This window comes from Sphingopyxis sp. SE2 (assembly GCF_032227185.1).
Taxonomy (GTDB): Bacteria; Pseudomonadota; Alphaproteobacteria; order Sphingomonadales; family Sphingomonadaceae; genus Sphingopyxis.
Map to the genome: position 1 here is coordinate 50,729 of NZ_JAPMXW010000009.1, position 19,814 is coordinate 70,542.

Sequence of the window (19,814 nt, forward strand, 5' to 3'; positions counted from 1 at the left end):
TCTGGTCCAGATCGCGGCGGCCGCCGGTCTATCCTCGACGACGTCAAGCAGCTTTCGTACTGCGCAGGATAAGGGAATAGCTATGAAACATACCCGCTACATCACCGAGATTGCAGAAAGTCTAACGCCGGCCAATCAGCCCGAAGGGTTCGGGGAACTGTTTGTCGTGTTGCTGCGTGAACTGGCCAAGGGGCGTCCGGTTTCGCGTACGACGCTTGCCATAACCCTTGACTGGCCCGCTGAGCGAGTGAACGCCGTGCTCGAACGGACCACCAGTACCGAGTACGATAACGATGGGAACATCGTTGGGCATGTCCTCACCTTGCGCGAGACTTCGCATATCTTCGAGATTGACGGCCGCCGTCTATACGCCTGGTGCGCACTGGACACCCTGATGTTCCCGGCGCTGATCGGCCAGACGGCGCGCGTCTCGTCGCATTGCGCCGCGACCGGAGCACCAGTTTCTCTCACGATTTCGCCGAACGAGATACAGAATGTTGTACCGGCCGACGCCGTGGTGTCACTGGTTCTTCCGCAGGCAACGGCCGACATCCGTCAGTCTTTTTGTTGCCATGTGCATTTCTTTGCATCGGTCGTGGCAGCGAAAGATTGGGCCTCCAAGCGTGAAGGAGTGGAGATCGCAAGCGTCCAAGATGCCTTCCGTTTGGGCCAAGAGCTTAATCGGCATCTGCTGCAGACCATTCCATCGAGAAAATCGTGATGTCCTACTGCCCGGTATTCGTTTCGTAGGTGCGGATTGCACTCTGCGAAATCTACCCGGGTAGCCCGCGACGCAATCAAAGCGGGGCCAAATGGTCGCCTACTCGAAATCTCGTCTGGCCCATTATGTCGGCGTGAGCGTCGACGGGCGGGGGGCGAGGGTCTTGCCCGACATGGCACTGGGCTGTTCTCGGGCCTGCGCCATCACGCGCGCGGTGCCCGAATCGATCGGGTCTTTGGCGGTCATCCAGCGTAGCGGCTCGTCCTGTCCCTTGGGAACTGCGGTTGCAGGGCTACCCCGCGACCCTGCCTCGCGGCGAGCAGTGCAGGCAAAGGCGACTTTCGCTTTCCGAGATCAAAGCCACGCTGCGGGTTCTGCTTCCGCTTAGAAAGCGCCTTCAGCTCCGGCTGAAAATCAACATTCGATGTAACCGATCGAGCCGCGCTTGCGAACTTATGGTGGTAGGGTGCGCTTGTCGTCGGCGGCGCCTTCGGCGCGAGGCCGCAGACCTCGCTCCAAAATAGCTCTTGAACCTGTAGGTGCTACAGACCCTATCTTAAAAAGATTGAGGAGAAAAGGAATGAGTGAGTATGTTCGAACGGCCCCGGCGCGGCTGACCGGCAAACCCGAAGCAGGGACGTCGCAGGGCGGGCAAAAACTGTTGATGGCGGGCGGGGTCCTGGCCGCCCTTGGCGCATCGACCTGCTGCATACTGCCGCTTGTTCTGTTCAGCATTGGCGTGGGCGGGGCGTGGATCGGAAACCTGACTGCGCTTGCGCCTTACCAGCCCGTCTTTGTGGCCGCAGCGCTTGTCTTTCTCGCTGTGGGCTTCTGGCGCGTCTACCGCCAGCCGAAGGTGGACTGCGCGGAAGGTAGTGCTTGTGCTCGCCCGGGCGCGAGCCGGATTGCCAAATTCGGGCTGTGGGCAGCGACGGTGCTCGTCTTTGCAGCGGTGGCGTTCCCTTATGCTGCGCCCTTTCTTCTCGACCTCTGATGCAACCTCTCAAACCAGGAGACTTCTTTACCATGAAAAACTTGTTTCGCACTGCAGTGACCGTCGCCGCCTTGACTCTCGCCGGAGGCGCTTACGCCGCCCCTCGGACCGCCACGCTTGCGGTTGAGAATGTCAGCTGCGTGTCCTGTGCACCAATCGTAAAAAGAACGCTCTCGCGCATCTCCGGTGTCAGCCAGGTCGCGGTCGTGGAGCGGGACGGTCGGGCCACGGCGACCGTGACCTTCGACGATGAGAAGGTCACGGCAGAGGCACTGGCCCAGGCGACCACGAATGCAGGCTATCCTTCGACCGTGACGGGCGTGAAGAGCGCGGCTCTCGCGCGCTGACGTGACCGCAATGAACAATCGCGCCCTTTTCCGAACGGGCGTCATCGGGGCGGTTGTGGCGGCGCTCTGCTGCGCGACCCCAATCCTTGGGATTGCGCTGGGAGCGATCGGGCTCTCAGCGCTGGCGACCAAGGCCGATTATGTCCTGATCCCGGTTCTGGTCGCCTCGCTCGGGCTGGTCGGGATCGGGCTCTACCGGCGCAACGCATCTGCCTCGGCCGTCATCGACTGCTGTGAGACGGATAAGAACACAGGAAAGTTCAAGTCATGAGTGATTGCTGCGCTCCGAGCGCAAAGAACGGTACGGCCGCTACGACCTCGTCGGCGCTGGCTCGGCCGGGTTCTCGGCCGCGATTACGGTGGCCGAACAAGGGGCGCAAGTTGCGTTGATCGGTCACGGCACGATCGGAGGGACGTGCGTAAATGTCGGCTGCGTCCCATCGAAGGCCCTTACCCGATGCGATCCGCCTCGCACGCTCGACCCGCAAGACGATAGTGATCAACATCGCCATCGCGGTCGGTTTGAAGCTGGTCTTTCTTGTGCTGGCGGTATTCGGGCTGACCAATTTGTGGACGGCCATCATCGCCGACACGGCGCCACTATACTCGTGACACTGAACGCGCTCCTCCTGTTCTGGACGTTCAAACCGATTCCAGAACCAGCGCGCGCGTCCGAAGTCCGAGGAGCCTGACATGGGAGCAGGCCACAACCACGTTGATGAAGGGCACGCGACACCGGGTCACAGCCATACCGCGGGCGCAAATACACGAAGCCTCGCGATCGCGCTCGGCCTCACCGGCAGTTTCCTGATTGCGGAGGTCATCGGCGCTTTTTGGTTCAACAGCCTGGTTCTGCTTTCCGATGCCGCCCATATGTTCACCGATGCGGCAGCGCTTGCCATCGCGCTGGTCGCCGTGCAGATCAGCCAGCGCTCGGCCGACGCACAGCGCACATGTGGCGGCCGACGATGCGAGTTTGACCGCGCATATTGTTCTGGAATGGCGCGCTCAAGGCCAAGCGACCCGCATCGAGGTCGCAGCGATGCTCGAGCAGCGCTACAAGATCCATCACACCACAATCCAGACCGAAACCGAGCCCTGCAAAGACGCGGCAGCGCTCCATGCCTAGTCCGAGCCATCCCCCGTGGCGCGCGCCGACTTTGCACTGGTCTTTTCCTTTCGGTCCTCGCTCGACGTCTCGCTTGAGGCTTCCGCTTCAGAAGAAGCCCTCGGCGTCGCGCGCACGGACCGCGCCGTGGGCGCTGGCCAGCCCCTGCCACGCCCACGGCGAAACCATGCCGACCAGAGAGGAAGTCCCCCAAAGCCGCTCGCATCCGCCACGAAAGGGCACAGGCGACCGCGTACCCTCGATCGACTGGTGTTTCGGCATCGGCCAGCCTTTGGAAGCCGCGATCGAGCACCTTTACACGGCCGACTTGTTCATCACCTCAGAGACGACAAGCAGCCTCTGCGCTACGGTCAATCGAATCGATCTTGCGGTCCGCTCGAGTGGACCGGTTCTGCGGCTCAAAGCAGGATCGACTGGAGAAGAACTTTCCCGCGTACTGATCGCGTGGAAGGACGAACCCGCGGCGCGCCGAGCAATGCATGCGTCACGCCCATTGCTCGCTCTTGCAAACGAAATTTTCGTCGTGGGTGTCGGGGACGAAGTCGCTTCTGAGCGTTTGGAAGAGCTTGCGATCTTCCTGGGCAATGACGAACGCCCCTGCCGCGCGATCCATCTCGAAAAATCAGGCGCCAATGCAGGTTTCGATATCAGGCGCTTTGCTCAAAGCGAAGGTATCGAGCTACTCGTCTCAGGGGCAAAATCCGACCTATCGCTCCGTGAACGTCTTTTTGGTGATGTGACAGGAAAGCTGAAATCCATGCAGTCTTTTCATAGTTCATGAGCGCGTGACAACATGACATTTTCAAATTCCAAGAGACCATGCAGGCCGCCGTGTTTGTAGTGATGCGTTTCCCGGAACTGATCGGTAATATGCCGGCGACGAGTTCGCGCACGAACACGGGCTCCCGAGTCCTGAAGTTGATTCCTCTCGGCAGCGAAACAACGCGTGCCTATAATTGGCAACCGCGCGATACGGTGCCAGCTGTTGACTCATCCCAGAACATCTGGTTGCTTCCAAGAGCGCTGTCCCACCACGCCAGTACGCCGCAAGGAGGCGTGCGATGCGTGTTCATTGCTCGATTATTGTCCTATCGTTGGCTGCGGCGTGGTCTGCACGTGCGTTGGCGCAAGAGGTCGCATTGCTCGACTTCAAAAGTGTTCCTGGAATAGATGTAAGCACCGACAAGACACCGGTGGCCATGAGCGCAGGCAAGTTTGTCGCGCAATCGATGCAGGCGCACTTCGATGAAGGCCCCTTGGCGGGCGATAGCCAGATTGGCGGGTCGATCGCATTTGATCGTGCAGACCCCCCGACGGTTGGCTTGGCCATTTCCGCCCCAACTCGGGGCCGCCGCAGCACATCGCTCCTGATGCCAGACATCCCGGATGGGTACGGGAGCGGGCGCCAGACCGGCGGCGGCTCTTATTGCGATGGGGCAAGCTATGTTCCCACCTGGTGGCTGTCTCGCGAGGTCGAAGCCCGTCGCGCAATGGGCGTCACCTCAAGGTTTGTTCGCCAGACAACGATTTCTCGGACATAAGCGGAACATGGGCTACGCTACACGCTTCAACCGCGCCATTGGCTCGTTGAGTGGGTGGAATTCACCTGCTGGAAGTCGCCTGGCCTGCTCCCAGAGGTAATCGCCGGTCAGACTGATGTGCGCCCAGCCCATCGGAGAAAGGTGCGCAAGCAGTGCCGCATCGAACGTCGTGCCGACAGCGTTGAGGTGCTGGGCGGCCCGGTCGAGATAGACCGTGTTCCAGTAGGAAATCGCCGCAATCAGCAGGTTCAGCCCAGATGCGCGAAATTCCTGATTTTCCAGCGAGCGATCGGTGAACCGACCCTGCCGGTTGGTATAGATGGCGGCGGCAAGCGTGTGCCTCGCCTCGCCTTTGTTGAGACCGGCCTGACAGGCACGTCGCAGTTCCGGTTGTTCAAGCCAATCGAGCGTGAACAAAGTGCGCTCGATACGGCCCAGTTCAGCCAATGCAAAATCCAGCCTGTTCTGGCGTTTGTAGGCGGCAAGTTTTCGCAAGATTACTGACGGCGCCACCGTGCCATCCTTGATTGAGGCGACAATCCTGACGATGTCATCCCAATCGGCCTCGATCGCTGCCGTTTTGATGGTGCGGCCCATCAGATTTTCGATGCCCTTGTATGTCGATGGCGCAGCGATCGAACCCAGCTTGCGGTCGCCAATATCGCGCAGCCGGGGCGCGAAGCGGAACCCGAGTAGGTGGCAGAGTGCGAAAACATGATCGGTGGCGCCGCCGGTATCGGTATAGTGCTCATGCAACGGAAGGTTGCCGGCGCCCAGGACAAGCCCGTCGAGCACGTAAGGCGCTTCACCTGCCGTCGCGGACATGATCCGTGATCCGAATGATGCGAAGTGATCGGAAAGGTGAGAATAGATTTTCACGCCAGGTTCGGCGCCATATTTGGCATTGACGTCCGCCGCCCCTGAACGGCTCCGCCCCGACCGGAAGAACTGGCCATCGGACGACGAACTGGTGCCAGCGCCCCAATGCCGCGCGAAGGGTAATTCGTGATGGGCTGAGATGATCATGGCCAGCGCGGCCTGATAGTTCTCGGGTGAAAGATACCAGTTGTGGGTCCATGCGAGTTGGGCATAGCTGACGCCTTCGCTGGCATTGGCCATCCGCTCCAGCCCGAGGTTGGTGCCATCAGCCAGAATTGCGGCGAGTACCGTGCTGGGGTTGTCGTGCTCCTTGCCTGAGCGCAGGTCACGGAATGCGTTCAAAAAACCAGTGCGTTCGGCGACTTCAAGCAGCAGCTCGGTGATGCGCACGCGGGGAAGCAGGGTATCGAGCTTGCGATCGAGGGCTTCAGCTTCCGGTGGGGTGACAGGCGGCATTTGCTGAAGCTTGAGCCGGTCTCGTTCGAGCGACACTCCCTCAAGCTTGTTTGTTTTCAACTGCTTGGCAAATCGGCGCAGCCGCCAGTCAAGATTTCGTGCCCGGTCAGCGAGGTAGGATGCAGCATTTGAATCGAACGGAAGCACATCCGCCACTTTGGCGGCGTCGCGCCGACCCAGCAAATAGGCATCGAAGCGCTGATAGTTGCGGGTTCCCTCGATCCATACATCACCGGCGCGCAAACGATCACGCAAGGTTGCCATGATCGCAATTTCATAACGTCGGCGGTCGATACGGCCGCTTTCGGTGATGAGACGCTTCCACTGCCGATTGGGGAATGGCAGTGGAACGCCATCGGGAAGGTCGCGCGACTTTCGTGTGTTCGCATCGCGAATGACATCGATGGCTTTGATCAGTGCCGTCCCTGTTCCAGACGCCTTGAAGGTGAAGGCGTCCAGAAATGCCGGGCTGAAACGCCGTAGCGTGGCGTAACGCTCGGTTGCCGTTACCAGTGCGTCCTCGCCGGCAAGATCAGCAAGGGCATCTACTTGGGCCTTTGCCGCAACAAGCCGGTGCCAGCCCACCGCTTCGTCAATCAATTCGAGCGGATCGCCGCCATTCTGGACAGCCTCATCAAGTGCTGTAATCGTGGCGCCAAACAGCCGCATGAGTTGCCCCACCGACTGAATACTATCTTGGTAGCGACGCTCGCGCCCACGCCGCGCGCGCGTGAACATGCCGCCGATAAGTCGGTCAAACATTTGGATCGCGGCATCGGCAAGTCTGGCCTCAAGGTCGATCACTGCGGCCGTCAACGTCGCCCGCCTGCGATTGACGCTGTAATCCGAAAGCAGGAATGCCGGTGCCACGCCGCCCTCGCGGACAAATTGGGCAAAGCGGAATTCCGGAATGGCGCCCCCAACTACCGGGTGGATACCTATGCCGCGAACATAGCGCAGGCGCTCAAGCAAGCCATTGATATTGGCCGCAGTCGGGGCTTCTTCGAAATTACGCAACCACGCCAGCGGTGTCATGCCGAAATCCGGGTTGTTGATTACGAGTTCGTCTAGCCGTGTCAGTTCAGCAGAGCTGAGGCCTTCGACGATTGCGGCTGCGGCAGCTTTGCGTGCGCGTGCCCGGCCAGCAAGACCGGCGCGTTCCAGTGTGTCGCCTGACGGAAGAATGAACCGCTCACCCTTCAGGCCAACCATGAGGGCGCGAACAATCGGTTCACCTCTGTCTGTATACTCGGCGGCTTGCGCGGCAAGATTCAGGGCAAGTGCCAGGTCGCCACGTCGAAACGGGCGTATGCCAAGATAACGCGCCACGAGATCGGCATGATCGGTACGGGTTTGCGCGCGCTGACCATATGCAGAGAAGGAGGAAGGATCGACGAATAACTGTGCCGCGAGGTACTGAAGAATGACGTCGGGAAGCCCGATCTCGGGTTGCAGACCAAAGCCGGGATGTCGCATCAAAGCGATTTGTGCAGCCAGACCGAGGCGATTTGCTGGACCATAGCGGCGCCCAACCAATTCAACATCTTCCGCAGAAAGGGTATAATGCCCAATGATCGCGGTTTCTTGGACAGGAGGATCGAACAGGCGCCGGCGCTCGTCTCCGGTCAGAAGTCGGCGTCGTGCCATTTTGCTCTCCCGCTGAGGCGAATTACAAAATTGACACCAAAGCGGCTTGCACTGGAGGGAGGCCATTCGTTGCCGGTTGATCCCCGAGCAATCACCCGGCGCAGCAAGACAGTTTGGCGACATCCTTATCAAACGTTTGGGCCGCCAGTTTGAGGCCTTCCACAGTGGTCAGGTAAGGAAATATCGTTGCACCCAATTCCAGGGTGGTCATGCCGTGTTTGATCGCCAGCACCAGTGTCTGGATCGAATCCGCGCCTTCGGGTGCCATGATCTGGCCGCCCAGCAAACGGTCGTTCGCCTTGTCGGCAATCAGTTTGATGAGACCCCGCGTATCGCGTGCTGCCAGTGCCCTTGGCACAGCATCGAGCGGGAGCAGCGAAACCTTGATGTCCAGGCCTTGCGCCCGTGCTGTCGTTTCAGTGAGGCCGGCGCTGGCGACTTGCGGGTCGGTGAAGACGACGGATGGCATGGAGGAATTGTCGTAGCGGTATTGGTTGCCCGTCACCGCGTTGCGCGCGGCCAGTTTTGCGCCATAGGCGGCCATGTAGACGAACTGGTCCCGTCCCGTTACATCGCCCGCCGCGTAAATGCCTGGAACCGACGTTTCGAGGTGGTCATCGACGACGATTCCACCATTACGGGCAAGCACTATGCCGCGCTCCTCCAGCCCAAGCCCGTCGCTATTGGGTCGGCGTCCGGTGGCGATGAGCACCTGTTCCGCCGCGACGGTGTCACAATGCCCCTCGCAGGTCAATTCGACCCCGCTCTGTGTTTGGGCGATACGCTGATAGCCGACACCTGCGCAAACCCGCACGCCCTCGGCTTCCAAATAGTTTTTCAGCGCGGCACTCACTTCCGGGTCCATTTCGGGGAGCAGGCGGCTTCGGCAGCAGATGGTGACATCAACGCCCAGACGCGAAAACATCTGTCCCAGTTCTACCCCGATCACCCCGCCACCGATCACCAGCAGCGATTTGGGCAAGCGATCCAGCGCCAGCGCCGATGTGCTGGTTAGGTAGGGCACGCTGTCCATCCCCGGAATCGGCGGCACGGCGGCGTGCGCACCCATCGCCAATATGACCTTGCCGACCTTCATGGGCGCATCGCCGACAATCAGCGCACCATCGGCAAAGCGTGCCTTGCCCTCGATATAGCTCACACCGTCATAGGCGGGCAGCAGATCGACATATTTTTTTTGGCGCAGCGTCGTGACAAGATCGTCCTTCGACGCCGCCAATACGGACCAGTCATCCATCTGGACAGCGCCCCCAAGGCCGGGAAAGCGCGCGGCGGCAAGCCCACCATGCACCGCTTCGGCGGCGCGGATCAGCGTCTTGGAAGGAACGCAGCCAACATTGACACAGGTGCCGCCAATCGTGCCGTGACCGACGAGCGCCACTTTCGCGCCCAGATCGGCAGCGGCGATCGCGGCGGAGAACCCGGCAGAACCCGCGCCGATGACGGCCACGTCAAATCCTTCCCGCCCAGGGCGGTTGCAACAGTCGTTCATTGCTTATCGCTTTCTTGAGGCGCTGGCGGCGCCCCGCTCAGTTTTGAATAGCGCGCGCCGGATAACCCGCGTTGGTTGATGCAGCGGCAATCGCAGCAGCATTGGTGCGGCGCGGGTTATAGGTTGCGCGCGCGGTCTTGGCTGCGAAATCGACCGTGACCGCCGTTACCCCGGCGACGCCTTCCATCGCCTTCTTCACGGTGATCGGGCAGGTGGCGCAGGTCATGTTCTCTATGGCAAAGGTGGTTTGCTTCTGAGCGGTTGCGGTAGCCGCGGGGCGATCTTGCGCCGTGCCACTAACTGCATAGGCGACCCCGCCGCCAGCCATAGCCAGCACGGCCATAGCGATACATACTGTCTTTTTCATGGGTATTTCCTTTCAATAGAACCAGGGTGCCCACCAGTCGATGGTGAGCGCCAGGATGGCGACGGCAAGGCCCAGCCACAGCACCGCCTTGGTGGTCCAAGCCGATTGTGGACGAGCGCAGTAGGAACCGTCTTCACAGGGCGGTTTCGGCTTGAAATAGACATGCCAGAAGCCGTAGCCGAGCAGAGCCAGCGTCACCGCCGCGACATAAGGCTTGTAAGGTTCGAGCGCGGTCAGGTTGGCGATCCACGCGCCGGATATGCCAAGCGTAACGAACAGGAGCGGCACGACGCAGCAGGCGGAGGCCAGCCCCGCGCCGATCAGCGCGCCCGTGGCGACCCAGTTCGCCCGCTTCGGCTCGTCGTTTTCAGTGAGGGCTGACTGTCCTGATTCAGGCGCTGAGGCCATGCCGCAAATCCTTTCTTCCGCCTTCGTGATTCGCAGTGTAGCCTCTGTAGTAGGTACAGACTCAAGAGGTTTTTCATGCAGCCACAATCTGGCATTTTACGCGCTCAGCTTGCCCGGAGGACCGGCTGCAATCTCGAAACCGTCCGCTATTACGAGAAGGTCGGATTGCTGCCAGCACCGGCGCGCAACGCCAATGGCTACCGGGTCTATTCGCCGGAACTGGTGCAAAGGTTGCAGTTCATCCTGCGCGCCCGCGATCTGAGCTTTGCGATGGATGAGATTCGGTCTTTGTTGTCGCTGACCGACGTTGGAGCGCAAACGTGCGCAGAGGTGATGGGGAGAACCCAAGCACACCTTGACGATGTCCGTCGCCGTATTGCCGATTTGCAGAAGATAGAGGCGGCGCTGGCGACAACATTAGACAAATGCACCGGCGACGACGTTGCCGAATGTCCTATTTTGGACGCACTTCAGTTTTCGTCCGTATAGGACAAGTGAGGCCGCTATTTTTGCGGGATTTGATCTTCTGTCGTCAATCTGGAGTATAGCCTAACCGGACGTCAGGATGCAGCGGCGGTTTCTGTCAGGATAGGGTTATGGCAAGCATTTATTGACGCATGTTCCGCCGTGTCATAGAATTCAACCTGACATTTTGACCGGAGGCGGCGATGAAAGGCCAGAGGATCGGTTACGTCCGGGTGAGCACATTCGATCAGAATGTCGATCGCCAGTTGGACGGGCAGTCGCTCGACCGGATTTTCACCGACAAGGCATCGGGCAAGGACATCAACCGCCCCGAACTCGATGCCATGCTCGCCTTCGCCCGCGAGGGTGACACCGTCGTGGTCCACAGCATGGATCGATTGGCGCGTAATCTCGACGATCTGCGCAAACTGGTTCAGTCCCTCACCAAAAGAGGCGTCCGGATCGAGTTCGTGAAGGAAAGCCTGGCCTTCTCGGGCGAGGATTCCCCGATGGCCAACCTGATGCTCTCGGTCATGGGTGCGTTCGCCGAATTCGAGCGCGCCCTGATCCGGGAGCGGCAGCGCGAAGGCATTGCGGTCGCCAGACAACGCGGTGCTTATCGCGGGCGGAAACGTTCCCTCTCCGACGAAATGGTCGCCGAGCTGCACCGCCGTGTTGATGACGGCGAGCGCAAGGCCGTCATCGCCCGTGACCTGGGGATCAGTCGCGAAACCCTCTACCAGTATCTCCGCGCTGCCACCTGAGCCGGTTTCACCCAGCCTCGCTCACCCTTAGGCTTGTCTGATTGATACGACCAATGTCACGTCTCTTGAATTGCTTGAATCATATCAATGAGGATTGGAGGTCTCCTTCGTCAAACGAATGGCAAGAGCGCGACCGATTGCCGCTGCGGCGACTGGCTGGACGGCGCTTGGCGGAAATGGTGCAACCGAACTAGCATTGATCTCGCAAAGCGCATAGGAGCCATCGCTGATGGCTTCACCAGGGCGAAATAGGAAGTCGGCGTCCCAAAGAAGCGGAAGATCGTGGTCGGCGATCGACAGCAACCTTTGCATCTCTGGAATCCAGCGATCCTCCATCGCTTTCCGTAAGGCTGCGAAGCGCGTCACCTCCGGTCCGAACATGGCGCGGCCCATCGGCTGTGGGGTTGACGACGTTGTATCAATGGCCGTTGGCGTCATCAGCGCAGTGATCAGGTTGTGCCCAAAGCCAACCACTCGGTGCCCGCACACGTAGCAGCGGACCATGCCCTCGGACGACTGCGGCTGATAAGCCTGATCGATCAGCACGCCGCCGTCGTTTAGAAACGGCACCCACCTTTCCAAGCACTCGGCTAGGCTGATGCGCTCCGATTTGCTTCCTTGGCGGGCCTCTTGAACTTTCACCGACGTTTTCAAAGCCGGAGCGTTTCCCGCTTCGTCTAGTTGGACACGCCATACATTCCTGCCGCCGTTGCCGTAGTTCGGCTTCAGCACGCGCGGGCCTGCGGCAAGATGTTCGGGGAAACGAGCGCGAAGGCCTTCAGCGTCCACGTATCGATCGACATCGCTGCCCCATTCCATGGATCGCGTTGTGTAGAGCACTTCCTTGACGCCGATTTTGGCGATCACGTCAGGATGCGCGCTGACGACAACGCCGCACGCCGCGACTTCGCGCAGCATCGGGTCGAGCACCGAGCGGTCGCCTGAAATGTCCAACGGATTCACCCAGACCAGCACCGCGTCGAACGACAGCAACTCGTCACGAATGTCGCGAACCGCTTCGTCTCTGTACAGTACAGGCCTTGTGGTCGCCCCGAACGACCGCAAGGCTTGAACGATCGGCCACTGCCGAGCTTCATGAAAGCGATGCGTCCACTCGGCCGCTTGTCCGCGCCAAAGAAGAGCGATGTTCGGGCCGGATGTCACTGTTGCATCTCCCATCGGACCTGCCCCCTTTGTGGTCGCCAACTCAGGTGTCGCGCAGAAGTGGGTGTTGATCCTCGGCGGACGGGTCAGCCGCCGCCGCGCAAAGCCGCGGCATAGCGGCGGTCGACCACTTCCCAGTCGATGTTGCGGAAGAAGGCGTCGACGTATTTGGCGGCGGCGGTGCCGTAATCCATGTGAAAACTATGCTCGTACATATCGAGCGCCAGCAGCGGCACGCCGGCGATTGCGCCGTGCATATGATCCCACGCCCAATGGTTGTGCAGCGAGCGGGTGTGGAGATTGTAGACGAGCACGCACCAACCTGATCCGCCGGCAAGACTCATGCCGGTGCGGCGGAAGTCGGTCTCCCAGCGGTCGAACGAGCCGAACGCCGCGCCCAGCGCGTCGCGGATCGAGCCGGCTGCTTGACCGTTGCCGCCCAGCCCGTCGAAATAGATTTCATGGAGCACGACCGAGCCGGTGCGGTGCAGCTCCTCGCGCTTGAGGCCGCCATAGACCACCGGCGGTAGGTCCGGGTCAGCGAGCGCGGCGGCAAGGCGTGTTTCGATCATATTCAACGCCTTGACCGAGCCGGCATAATTGTTCTCGTGGTGCGATGTGATCAGCCTTTCGGAGAGGCCGTGGAGCCTGGCGGGATCGAACCTGAGCGGCTTGATCTGATGATTGCCGGCGAATGCGAGGACATTCGTCGGCGCTGCGGTCGGCGTCTGCGCCGAGGCTTCGTTCATAGTCATGGCTGCGGCTCCAATGCCAAGAGTTGCGATTGCACTGCGTCGGGAAAATTGGTCGATCGTCACACGTCACTCCCTTCAGATGATCATTACATATGCGGCCCCGAGGACGGAGCAGACGCCGAGCACCGGCAGCATGCCGGCCTTGAACCGGAACATGGCGAGGATCGCACCCACCGCCAGCGCTAACGCGGGCCAGTCGACGGACGTCAGGACTGGGAGATCGATGGCGCCGGCCGCGAACGGCACTTCGCGGACTTGCCCGAACAAGGTGTGAATCCCGAACCAGACTGCCAGATTGAGAATGACACCCACCACTGCGGCGGTGATCGCCGAAAGCGCGGCCGACAATGCGCGGTTGCCGCGCAGGCGTTCGATGAACGGCGCGCCGGCGAAGATCCACAGGAAGCAGGGCAGGAAAGTGACCCAGGTGGTGAGAATCGCGCCCAACGTCGCGGCGATGAGCGGCGGCAGTCCGGTGGCCTCGCGGAAGGCTGCCAGAAAGCCGACGAACTGCGTCACCATGATCAGCGGCCCGGGCGTGGTCTCGGCCATGCCGAGCCCGTCGAGCATCTCGCCGGGCTGGAGCCAGCCATAGGTCTCGACTGCCTCCTGCGCGACATAGGCGAGCACCGCATAGGCGCCGCCGAAGGTCACCACCGCCATCTGGCTGAAGAAGGTGGCGATGCGGCTGAACACGTCGTCGGGGCCGAACGCGAACAGCAGCGCTGCGACCGGCCCGAGCCAGAGCAGCAGCAGGACGCCGGAGATGCGCAGCGACCAAGAGAGGTTCGGCCGGGCATGGTCGGGAAGGCCCTCGCCAAGAGCGGTGTCGCGGTCGTGGACTATCTCAGCGCCGGCGGGACCATGTCCGCCGCCGCCCTTGAATGCGGCGTAACCAGCGCGGCCACCGAAGAAGCCGATCAGCGCGGCGGCAAGCACGATCAGCGGGAAGGGCACGTCGAGCACGAAGATCGCGACGAACGCCAGCGCGGCAAAACCGCGCATGACGTTGTTCTTCAAGGCACGCGAACCCACCCGGACCACCGCCTGTAGCACCACCGCCAGCACGGCGGCCTTCAATCCGAAGAACAATCCCTCGACCAGCGGCACTTCGCCGAGCAGCACATAGACATAGCTGAGCCCTAAAATCGCGAGGAAGCCGGGCAGCACGAATAGCGCGCCCGCGACCAGGCCGCCCTTGGTCTTATGGAGCAACCAGCCAATATAGACAGCTAGCTGTTGCGCTTCAGGGCCGGGCAGCAGCATGCAATAGTTGAGCGCGTGGAGGAACCGCTCCTCGCCGATCCAGCGCTTCTCCTCGACCAGGATGCGATGCATCACCGCTATCTGGCCCGCCGGTCCGCCGAAGCTGAGCAGCGCGACCCTGATCCAGACGCGCACCGCCTCGCCAAAGCTGATGCCGTGCTCGTGCAGCGTCTCGACTGCGATTTCAGCGCGTGCGCTGGCCTCCATCTTTAGTCCTCTTTTCGCCGGGTGAAGTGAGCATAGAATCCGTCGAGCGCGGTCGATCCGCGCGCGATCCGCTCCTCGTCGTCGTCGGTGCCGGCACAGATGCCGGCGATAAGCGCGCTCACTCCCGGAGTTTCCGGGCGCTCGAACCGAGCATCGGCAATATCAAGGTCGTGAACAATTTCGCCGAGCGCCCGCAGCGCGGGGTCGGTCTCGAGACCGGTGCGGAACACCAAGGTCTCGAAGGAGCAGCGGTCGCCTTCGTGGGTGAACTCAGCGTCCGCCATGTCGAACCTCAGTTCGTCAGGCTCCGGCACATATCCTTTGCCCTCGACGAACTTGAAGCTCGCCTCGGGGTCGATGAAGCGGCGAATGAGCCAGGCGGACGCGATGCGATCGACATGGACATGGCGGCGCGTCACCCAAACGCGGCGCTTTAGCTCCGCCGGGGTCAGCTCGGGCGCACTGGGGCCGCTCACATCGGGATGTTGGTGAGAGCGGCGGTCCGCCTCGGTGATGGCGGCCTGTGCCGCCTGCCGACCATGCGCACCGAAAAAGTCGATCGCGGCGACCTCGTTCAGGCGTTTGCGCAGGCGGCCCACATCCGCCGCCGCGACATACTCGCCCTCACACAGCGCGCGCGCCTCGCGTGCCAACTCCTCATAGTCGGCGTCACGCGCAGCGTCGAACACTCCGCGCAGCTCCGCATCGCCCATGCCGCCGACAAGGCGCGCTTCGAGGATCAGCGCCTCGCCGCCATTTTCGGTGATCTCGCGATGCAGTTCTTCGAACAGCGCGCGCGTGTCCTCGCGATTGGGGAGCGCATGGACGGCGTTCTTGAGCGGCGCGGCCCCGATCGCCTGCAAACGCCGCCAGACCTTCACCCGCAAATAGGCAGGCTTAGCCGGAAGCTGCGGGATCAGGAGCAACCAAGGGGAAGCTTGTGTGTTTGTCATAGTTGTATCGTCACTAGCCTACAAGTGTAAGGGTTGCATCACAAGCCTCATGAGCATAGGACTGCTTATCCCGAAGAAAGAAACCGGAGCGCAATGTCGCGGCTCGCCGGCGGCGCGCTCGCATGACGTGAGGCTTTCCGTGTCGAGTGCGCTGATGAAGGATCAATTATGCTGAAAAAGACCATCGCCTTGGGATTCGCCAGCCTCCTGCTGGCAAGCCCGGCATGGGCAGCGCCGGACTGGTCGGCTGTCGACCGGGCGATAGGACGAGCGGGGGCCGAACAGCCGGGGGGCGTTTACCGCTACAGCTTCCCGCGTTCGGACCTGAGCGTCACGCTGGATGGGGTGACGATCAAGCCCTCCCTCGCGCTCGGTTCCTGGGCGGCGTTTCAGCCGATGGGCGACGAGGCGATGGTGATGGGCGATCTCGTGCTGACCCACGACGAGGTGAACCCCGTTTTGAGCCGCCTGCTCGCAAGCGGTTTTACGATCACCGCGCTCCACAATCACCTGCTCCGCTCTTCGCCTGCGACCATGTACATGCACATTGCCGGCCACGGCGACCCGGTGAAGCTCGCGGCCGCGCTCCGGCAAGCGCTATCAGCCAGTCGGACCCCGCTCGCCGCGCCGCAATCGCCTTCGGCCAGCGCAGCCGCATCGCGGCTCGACCTCGATGTGGCCGCGCTCAACCGGTTGATGGGCGGTGAGGGCAAGACGGCCGGTGGCATCCTCCAATACAGCTTTCCGCGCGCCGAGCGGCTGATGGACGGCGATATGGAGACTCCGCCGACGATGGGCACGGCGACCGCGATCAACTTTCAGCCAACCGGGGACGGCCGAGCCGCCATCACCGGCGATTTCGTACTTGTCGCAAACGAGGTCGATCCGGTCCTGCGCGTGCTGCGGACGAACGGGATCGAGGTCACGGCGCTGCATAATCATATGCTAAACGACGAGCCGCGGCTGTTCTTCATGCACTTCTGGGCCAACGACGACGCAGCCAAGCTCGCCCGTGGGCTGCGCGCGGCGCTCGACAGGATGAACAATCAGAGGAGTTGAACTCGGACGACGGCTCATTGGGCCGTAACCGCCGCCCGCCCGACCCCACGGCCCTTATGCAGGAAGTGGAATGGAACATGGCTAGCAAACGAACTCTCACTGTTGTCGCAGGCGTGGGCGCGGCCGCGCTGGCGATCGCGGGCGTGGCGATCGCGCAAAACCACGAGGCGAACGAAAACCGGATAATCGGCAAGCACAGCGAACGAGACATCCCGCTTGCTCAGGTGCCCGAGGCCGCGATGAACGCGGCACGCGCGCAACTCGCGTCAATAAGCAAAGCGGAGCAAGTCACCCGAAAGGCGGACGGAAGCACGCTCTATGAAATCAAGGGCAAGAACAGCGACGGAAAGACGATCGAACTGTTCGTCACGCCCGAAGGCCAGGTGCTCGGCCGCGAATGATGGATCAGCACGGGGCGCCGGCCGTCGAGGGCCGTGCGCCCCTTCCGAAATGATACTGCGGAATAGGAGACGAAAATGCGGCCAAGACGATGGATATTGTTATGCGCCGCTTTGGCCGCCCTGCCTGATAGTGCGATCGGCCAAACCGAACCCGCGTCGGCGACGGGCTCGGCGTTGTTCGTAAGCTGTCAAGCGAATGAGCCGCGATGCGGCGCTTACCTCCAAGGCGTGCTCGACATGATGATCGTCGCGCGAAAAGCGGAATGCCGCGCTCCACGCTATGACCGATCGGCGCTGCGCGCGGCATATTTACGCTGGGCGGAGCAGAATAGCTATTTTATGAGTGTTCATATGGTGGCCGGAGCTGAACGCTCGTTAGCGAAGGCTTGGCCATGTCAGTAGCATCGTACCCCGCGGCGTAGCCTGCCCGGCGGCTGCCTTTGAGGGCAGGCGGAGCGTCCGCCTGGCGGTGAATTCCGCCAGCTCAACGATCCCATGTCGCGCCTCAAGCTCGCTAATTAGCCGATGTTCGCATTATGTCTGCCAAATCGTTGTCTGGCGCACAAACCTTGAGGTGACGCCAGGTGGCGGCGACCCGACTGTTGAGGTCGATGGCCATGGCCGCCAACAGATGCCCGAGGCATGCGAAGAGCACGATCGCAGCCAATGTGGTGGTTGAGCCTTGCCGGTCGGGCATGGGGCTCAGGAGGTCATCGGTTGAACCGGCTCGAACGCATACCCACCCGACGATGCCGGGCAGGAGAAGCAACAGAGCAATAAATAGCTGGTAGCCGAGCGTCATGCCGGCTGCGGGCGTCGACCGCCAGCCTCGGGCTGTCGCTCGGCGATCGGGCGTGCCTCGCGCAGGCACGGGAGCTGGAGCGCCCTGCCCTCACCGCCGATAAGTCGTGGCGGGCTGTGAAGGTGAAAGGGCTGAAGGTCGAGGTGTTGCGATAGCCGGCGACGACCGCTTTGCGCCCCAATGCTGGTCGCTCAGCGAGCGCCCGGGCCTGCCCGGAAGCGGACATTCTGACCTACGATTGTGGTACCGACGGAGGGGCAGGCTACCGTGCATCGGGATCGCGTGTCAGAACCGACCGGTTGTGACACAAAGCTCACGGCGAAAAGCGCCGTTGCTTCAGCGCCCTGCTTTCCTGCAAGCGGTCGGGAAGCGGGGACTGAAGAAGGCTTCTCAAACCATTACAGTGAGAAGGTAGGCTGATCCGAGCGGCACCGACACGATCTAATCAGAGCTTGACTATAAAGCTATCTAGGTAGACTTAATGGCGCATGTCTCGAACACGCGCGCTCTCACCCCAAGCCCGGATGATCCTCGCCGTCCTGCTCGACGCACGTGACGGATGGTCTCACGGCTATGAACTGGCGCGGCTCGCCGGTGTGAAATCCGGCACGCTCTACCCCCTCCTGATCCGTCTGGAAGCGCAGGGCTATCTTGAAGCGGAATGGCAACAGCCTCTGGAGAGGGGACGACCGCCGCGGCACGCCTACCGACTGACGGCCAGCGGGGTGCAGCTCGCCCACGCCAATCCTCCGGGTCAATCGGCGTCACCGGCTTCAGGCCAGCGGGAGGCGACAATATGAGCGTTGGACGTCGGCGCGGCCTTGCCGATCTTGCCTGTCGCGCTCTGCAAGCCACGCTACCTCCCTCCTTGCAATCATGGGGAAGGGCCATCCGTTGCGAAACGGCGGAGATTTCCAACGATACCAAGGCGCTGCTGTTCGCGCTCGACAGTGTGTTCGGCCTCATACCACGCGTGCTCGCGTCGTATCTGCTCCGCCCCTTCGCCTCGCTGATCGGCGAAGGCGCCCTTTCCTCCGAAGGACTAACGACCATGGACTTTCACGAAAGCGCGGCGCGTCGCCCCCGCGCCATAGGTATCGCGTGCGCAACCGCCGCGGTCGCGCTGGGCCTCGCCTACATGGGGGTCGCCGGCGCTCCCGCGCGCTACCTGGGCATCAACCTCGTCGCGCTGGCGATCGGCATGACGCTGCTGGGTCTCGTCGGCCGCGTTATGCTCGCGGGCCCGCGGTGGGCGGGCGGGACGATCGCGGCGATGGCGGGTGCGCTGCTGGCTACCGCCCTGCTCGGCGACGACGTCGACGGCGCGGTGCGGTGGGTACGCCTCGGTGGGCTGTCCATCCAGCCGAGCCTGATCCTGCTGCCCCTGATGGTCGTAGCGTTCGCGCGATGCCGCGACGCGCTCGCGACGGCGGGCATGATCGTCGCCGCCGCCGCGATGGCGATCCAGCCCGACCGTGCGATGGCCGGAATGCTTGCGGCGGGTCTGGGCGTCCTCGCGGTCATGCGCCCCGAAAGGCACCTCATCGCGGCGCTCGGCGCGAGCGTCGCCAGCTTCGCCGCGACGTTGGTCCGTGCCGACACGTTGGCGGCGGTCCCCTATGTCGACCAGATCCTCTACTCGTCCTTCGACGTCCACGCAGCCGCCGGCGCGGCGGTACTGGGTGGCTCGGCCCTGCTCCTCGTTCCTGCGATCGTCGGCTGGCGCCGCGATCCGGCGAATCGCGACTCCTATGCCGCCTTCGGGTTCGTCTGGCTTGCCGGGATCATGGCTGCCGCCCTCGGCAACTACCCGACCCCGATAGTGGGTTACGGCGGAAGCGCGATCATCGGCTATGCCCTGAGCCTTCTGGCGCTGCCGAAGCTGACGGGAGCAGGAGTCGGCGTGGACGCGCAGGCGGCCGGCGAGGCCGAAACGACGCCGCTCGATCGCCATCTGCTCGTCGGCGCGGCCTGATCCG

Annotated in this window: 25 protein-coding genes and 2 pseudogenes; 17 read left to right on the plus strand and 10 right to left on the minus strand. The window is 62.0% G+C overall.

Annotated elements, in window-relative coordinates; all coding sequences use genetic code 11:
- The first annotated feature begins 82 nt into the window (after positions 1–82).
- Complete coding sequence (gene merB / locus OVY29_RS22745; RefSeq protein WP_313912352.1) at positions 83–721, plus strand: organomercurial lyase MerB; 639 nt, start codon at positions 83–85, stop codon at positions 719–721.
- A gap of 123 nt (positions 722–844) precedes the next feature.
- Here merB and OVY29_RS22750 read toward each other — a convergent pair whose 3' ends face one another.
- Complete coding sequence (locus OVY29_RS22750; protein WP_313912353.1) at positions 845–967, minus strand: hypothetical protein; 123 nt, start codon at positions 965–967, stop codon at positions 845–847.
- A gap of 334 nt (positions 968–1,301) precedes the next feature.
- Here OVY29_RS22750 and OVY29_RS22755 point away from each other — a divergent pair, with 334 nt between their 5' ends.
- From OVY29_RS22755 to OVY29_RS22795, 9 genes and pseudogenes are all read left to right on the plus strand, one after another.
- On the plus strand, positions 1,302–1,715 hold the full coding sequence (locus OVY29_RS22755) for a mercuric transporter MerT family protein (RefSeq protein WP_409581503.1): 414 nt from the start codon (positions 1,302–1,304) through the stop codon (positions 1,713–1,715).
- A gap of 32 nt (positions 1,716–1,747) precedes the next feature.
- A complete protein-coding gene (locus OVY29_RS22760) occupies positions 1,748–2,062 on the plus strand; it encodes a cation transporter (protein WP_313912354.1) in 315 nt (104 codons plus the stop codon).
- A 10-nt stretch (positions 2,063–2,072) separates the two neighbouring features.
- A complete protein-coding gene (gene merF / locus OVY29_RS22765; protein ID WP_313912355.1) occupies positions 2,073–2,333 on the plus strand; it encodes a mercury resistance system transport protein MerF in 261 nt (86 codons plus the stop codon).
- A 34-nt stretch (positions 2,334–2,367) separates the two neighbouring features.
- Positions 2,368–2,520, plus strand: a pseudogene (locus tag OVY29_RS22770) (FAD-dependent oxidoreductase); the annotation flags it as partial.
- Complete coding sequence (locus OVY29_RS22775; protein WP_313912478.1) at positions 2,486–2,674, plus strand: hypothetical protein; 189 nt, start codon at positions 2,486–2,488, stop codon at positions 2,672–2,674. The pseudogene OVY29_RS22770 and the gene OVY29_RS22775, both read left to right, overlap by 35 nt.
- Before the next feature lie 81 nt (positions 2,675–2,755).
- Positions 2,756–2,980: pseudogene (locus OVY29_RS22780) on the plus strand (cation transporter); the annotation flags it as partial.
- Between the two features lie 37 nt (positions 2,981–3,017).
- Entirely contained in the window at positions 3,018–3,191 is a 174-nt protein-coding gene (locus OVY29_RS22785) for a hypothetical protein (protein WP_313912479.1), read from the plus strand.
- A gap of 166 nt (positions 3,192–3,357) precedes the next feature.
- On the plus strand, positions 3,358–3,972 hold the full coding sequence (locus tag OVY29_RS22790; RefSeq protein ID WP_313912356.1) for a universal stress protein: 615 nt from the start codon (positions 3,358–3,360) through the stop codon (positions 3,970–3,972).
- Between the two features lie 280 nt (positions 3,973–4,252).
- Positions 4,253–4,732 carry a hypothetical protein gene (locus OVY29_RS22795; RefSeq protein WP_313912357.1) on the plus strand — a complete coding sequence of 160 codons (480 nt, stop codon included), beginning with the start codon at positions 4,253–4,255 and terminating at the stop codon, positions 4,730–4,732.
- Between the two features lie 12 nt (positions 4,733–4,744).
- On the opposite strand, the gene OVY29_RS22800 is transcribed toward OVY29_RS22795, so the two are convergent.
- The 4 genes from OVY29_RS22800 to OVY29_RS22815 all read right to left on the minus strand — a co-directional run bounded on the left by OVY29_RS22800 (position 4,745) and on the right by OVY29_RS22815 (position 9,999).
- A complete protein-coding gene (locus OVY29_RS22800; RefSeq protein ID WP_014072601.1) occupies positions 4,745–7,714 on the minus strand; it encodes a Tn3 family transposase in 2,970 nt (989 codons plus the stop codon).
- Between the two features lie 91 nt (positions 7,715–7,805).
- Positions 7,806–9,224 carry a mercury(II) reductase gene (gene merA, locus OVY29_RS22805; RefSeq protein ID WP_313912358.1) on the minus strand — a complete coding sequence of 473 codons (1,419 nt, stop codon included), beginning with the start codon at positions 9,222–9,224 and terminating at the stop codon, positions 7,806–7,808.
- Between the two features lie 37 nt (positions 9,225–9,261).
- Positions 9,262–9,591: a heavy-metal-associated domain-containing protein gene (locus OVY29_RS22810; RefSeq protein ID WP_004213249.1), complete on the minus strand. Its 330-nt coding sequence runs from the start codon at positions 9,589–9,591 to the stop codon at positions 9,262–9,264.
- 12 nt (positions 9,592–9,603) lie between these two features.
- Positions 9,604–9,999 (minus strand): mercuric transporter MerT family protein, encoded by a 396-nt coding sequence (locus OVY29_RS22815; RefSeq protein WP_313912359.1) that lies wholly within the window; start codon positions 9,997–9,999, stop codon positions 9,604–9,606.
- Between the two features lie 75 nt (positions 10,000–10,074).
- On the opposite strand from OVY29_RS22815, the gene OVY29_RS22820 reads away from it, so the two are divergent.
- Complete coding sequence (locus OVY29_RS22820; RefSeq protein ID WP_007015439.1) at positions 10,075–10,488, plus strand: MerR family transcriptional regulator; 414 nt, start codon at positions 10,075–10,077, stop codon at positions 10,486–10,488.
- A 179-nt stretch (positions 10,489–10,667) separates the two neighbouring features.
- Positions 10,668–11,228 (plus strand): recombinase family protein, encoded by a 561-nt coding sequence (locus OVY29_RS22825; RefSeq protein ID WP_017184234.1) that lies wholly within the window; start codon positions 10,668–10,670, stop codon positions 11,226–11,228.
- Between the two features lie 84 nt (positions 11,229–11,312).
- On the opposite strand, the gene OVY29_RS22830 is transcribed toward OVY29_RS22825, so the two are convergent.
- From OVY29_RS22830 to OVY29_RS22845, 4 genes are all read right to left on the minus strand, one after another.
- The gene (locus tag OVY29_RS22830; RefSeq protein WP_171008567.1) at positions 11,313–12,392 is read right to left on the minus strand and encodes a Cj0069 family protein; all 1,080 of its coding nucleotides are present in this window, start codon (positions 12,390–12,392) and stop codon (positions 11,313–11,315) included.
- 86 nt (positions 12,393–12,478) lie between these two features.
- On the minus strand, positions 12,479–13,147 hold the full coding sequence (locus tag OVY29_RS22835; RefSeq protein WP_171007877.1) for a superoxide dismutase: 669 nt from the start codon (positions 13,145–13,147) through the stop codon (positions 12,479–12,481).
- 75 nt (positions 13,148–13,222) lie between these two features.
- Positions 13,223–14,620: a chromate efflux transporter gene (gene chrA, locus OVY29_RS22840; RefSeq protein ID WP_062342956.1), complete on the minus strand. Its 1,398-nt coding sequence runs from the start codon at positions 14,618–14,620 to the stop codon at positions 13,223–13,225.
- 2 nt (positions 14,621–14,622) lie between these two features.
- Positions 14,623–15,573, minus strand: a complete 951-nt coding sequence (locus OVY29_RS22845; protein ID WP_171008566.1) for a chromate resistance protein ChrB domain-containing protein — start codon at positions 15,571–15,573, stop codon at positions 14,623–14,625.
- Positions 15,574–15,741: 168 nt separating this feature from the next.
- Here OVY29_RS22845 and OVY29_RS22850 point away from each other — a divergent pair, with 168 nt between their 5' ends.
- The 3 genes from OVY29_RS22850 (at position 15,742) to OVY29_RS24765 (ending at position 17,435) form a co-directional block, all read left to right on the plus strand.
- A complete protein-coding gene (locus OVY29_RS22850; RefSeq protein ID WP_066659794.1) occupies positions 15,742–16,632 on the plus strand; it encodes a DUF1259 domain-containing protein in 891 nt (296 codons plus the stop codon).
- Entirely contained in the window at positions 16,629–17,033 is a 405-nt protein-coding gene (locus OVY29_RS22855) for a PepSY domain-containing protein (RefSeq protein ID WP_228165648.1), read from the plus strand. Before OVY29_RS22850 ends, OVY29_RS22855 begins: the two co-directional genes overlap by 4 nt.
- A 75-nt stretch (positions 17,034–17,108) precedes the next feature.
- Positions 17,109–17,435 (plus strand): Rap1a/Tai family immunity protein, encoded by a 327-nt coding sequence (locus OVY29_RS24765; protein ID WP_223178489.1) that lies wholly within the window; start codon positions 17,109–17,111, stop codon positions 17,433–17,435.
- Positions 17,436–17,547: 112 nt separating this feature from the next.
- Here OVY29_RS24765 and OVY29_RS22860 read toward each other — a convergent pair whose 3' ends face one another.
- Positions 17,548–17,835, minus strand: a complete 288-nt coding sequence (locus OVY29_RS22860; RefSeq protein WP_062342959.1) for a hypothetical protein — start codon at positions 17,833–17,835, stop codon at positions 17,548–17,550.
- Between the two features lie 524 nt (positions 17,836–18,359).
- On the opposite strand from OVY29_RS22860, the gene OVY29_RS22865 reads away from it, so the two are divergent.
- Positions 18,360–18,635 carry a PadR family transcriptional regulator gene (locus OVY29_RS22865; RefSeq protein WP_230959640.1) on the plus strand — a complete coding sequence of 92 codons (276 nt, stop codon included), beginning with the start codon at positions 18,360–18,362 and terminating at the stop codon, positions 18,633–18,635.
- A complete protein-coding gene (locus tag OVY29_RS22870; protein WP_196490289.1) occupies positions 18,632–19,810 on the plus strand; it encodes a hypothetical protein in 1,179 nt (392 codons plus the stop codon). The genes OVY29_RS22865 and OVY29_RS22870 overlap by 4 nt, the downstream gene beginning before the upstream one ends.
- The last annotated feature ends 4 nt before the right edge of the window (positions 19,811–19,814 follow it).

Coding starts and splice junctions, on each gene's coding strand:
- merB (WP_313912352.1), top strand. CDS start 83: ATGAAACATACCCGCTACATCACCGAGATTGCAGAAAGTCTAACGCCG.
- OVY29_RS22750 (WP_313912353.1), bottom strand. CDS start 967: ATGACCGCCAAAGACCCGATCGATTCGGGCACCGCGCGCGTGATGGCG.
- OVY29_RS22755 (WP_409581503.1), top strand. CDS start 1,302: ATGAGTGAGTATGTTCGAACGGCCCCGGCGCGGCTGACCGGCAAACCC.
- OVY29_RS22760 (WP_313912354.1), top strand. CDS start 1,748: ATGAAAAACTTGTTTCGCACTGCAGTGACCGTCGCCGCCTTGACTCTC.
- merF (WP_313912355.1), top strand. CDS start 2,073: ATGAACAATCGCGCCCTTTTCCGAACGGGCGTCATCGGGGCGGTTGTG.
- OVY29_RS22775 (WP_313912478.1), top strand. CDS start 2,486: ATGTCGGCTGCGTCCCATCGAAGGCCCTTACCCGATGCGATCCGCCTC.
- OVY29_RS22790 (WP_313912356.1), top strand. CDS start 3,358: ATGCCGACCAGAGAGGAAGTCCCCCAAAGCCGCTCGCATCCGCCACGA.
- OVY29_RS22795 (WP_313912357.1), top strand. CDS start 4,253: ATGCGTGTTCATTGCTCGATTATTGTCCTATCGTTGGCTGCGGCGTGG.
- OVY29_RS22800 (WP_014072601.1), bottom strand. CDS start 7,714: ATGGCACGACGCCGACTTCTGACCGGAGACGAGCGCCGGCGCCTGTTC.
- merA (WP_313912358.1), bottom strand. CDS start 9,224: ATGAACGACTGTTGCAACCGCCCTGGGCGGGAAGGATTTGACGTGGCC.
- OVY29_RS22810 (WP_004213249.1), bottom strand. CDS start 9,591: ATGAAAAAGACAGTATGTATCGCTATGGCCGTGCTGGCTATGGCTGGC.
- OVY29_RS22815 (WP_313912359.1), bottom strand. CDS start 9,999: ATGGCCTCAGCGCCTGAATCAGGACAGTCAGCCCTCACTGAAAACGAC.
- OVY29_RS22820 (WP_007015439.1), top strand. CDS start 10,075: ATGCAGCCACAATCTGGCATTTTACGCGCTCAGCTTGCCCGGAGGACC.
- OVY29_RS22825 (WP_017184234.1), top strand. CDS start 10,668: ATGAAAGGCCAGAGGATCGGTTACGTCCGGGTGAGCACATTCGATCAG.
- OVY29_RS22835 (WP_171007877.1), bottom strand. CDS start 13,147: ATGACTATGAACGAAGCCTCGGCGCAGACGCCGACCGCAGCGCCGACG.
- chrA (WP_062342956.1), bottom strand. CDS start 14,620: ATGGAGGCCAGCGCACGCGCTGAAATCGCAGTCGAGACGCTGCACGAG.
- OVY29_RS22845 (WP_171008566.1), bottom strand. CDS start 15,573: ATGACAAACACACAAGCTTCCCCTTGGTTGCTCCTGATCCCGCAGCTT.
- OVY29_RS22850 (WP_066659794.1), top strand. CDS start 15,742: ATGCTGAAAAAGACCATCGCCTTGGGATTCGCCAGCCTCCTGCTGGCA.
- OVY29_RS24765 (WP_223178489.1), top strand. CDS start 17,109: ATGCGGCCAAGACGATGGATATTGTTATGCGCCGCTTTGGCCGCCCTG.
- OVY29_RS22860 (WP_062342959.1), bottom strand. CDS start 17,835: ATGACGCTCGGCTACCAGCTATTTATTGCTCTGTTGCTTCTCCTGCCC.
- OVY29_RS22865 (WP_230959640.1), top strand. CDS start 18,360: ATGATCCTCGCCGTCCTGCTCGACGCACGTGACGGATGGTCTCACGGC.
- OVY29_RS22870 (WP_196490289.1), top strand. CDS start 18,632: ATGAGCGTTGGACGTCGGCGCGGCCTTGCCGATCTTGCCTGTCGCGCT.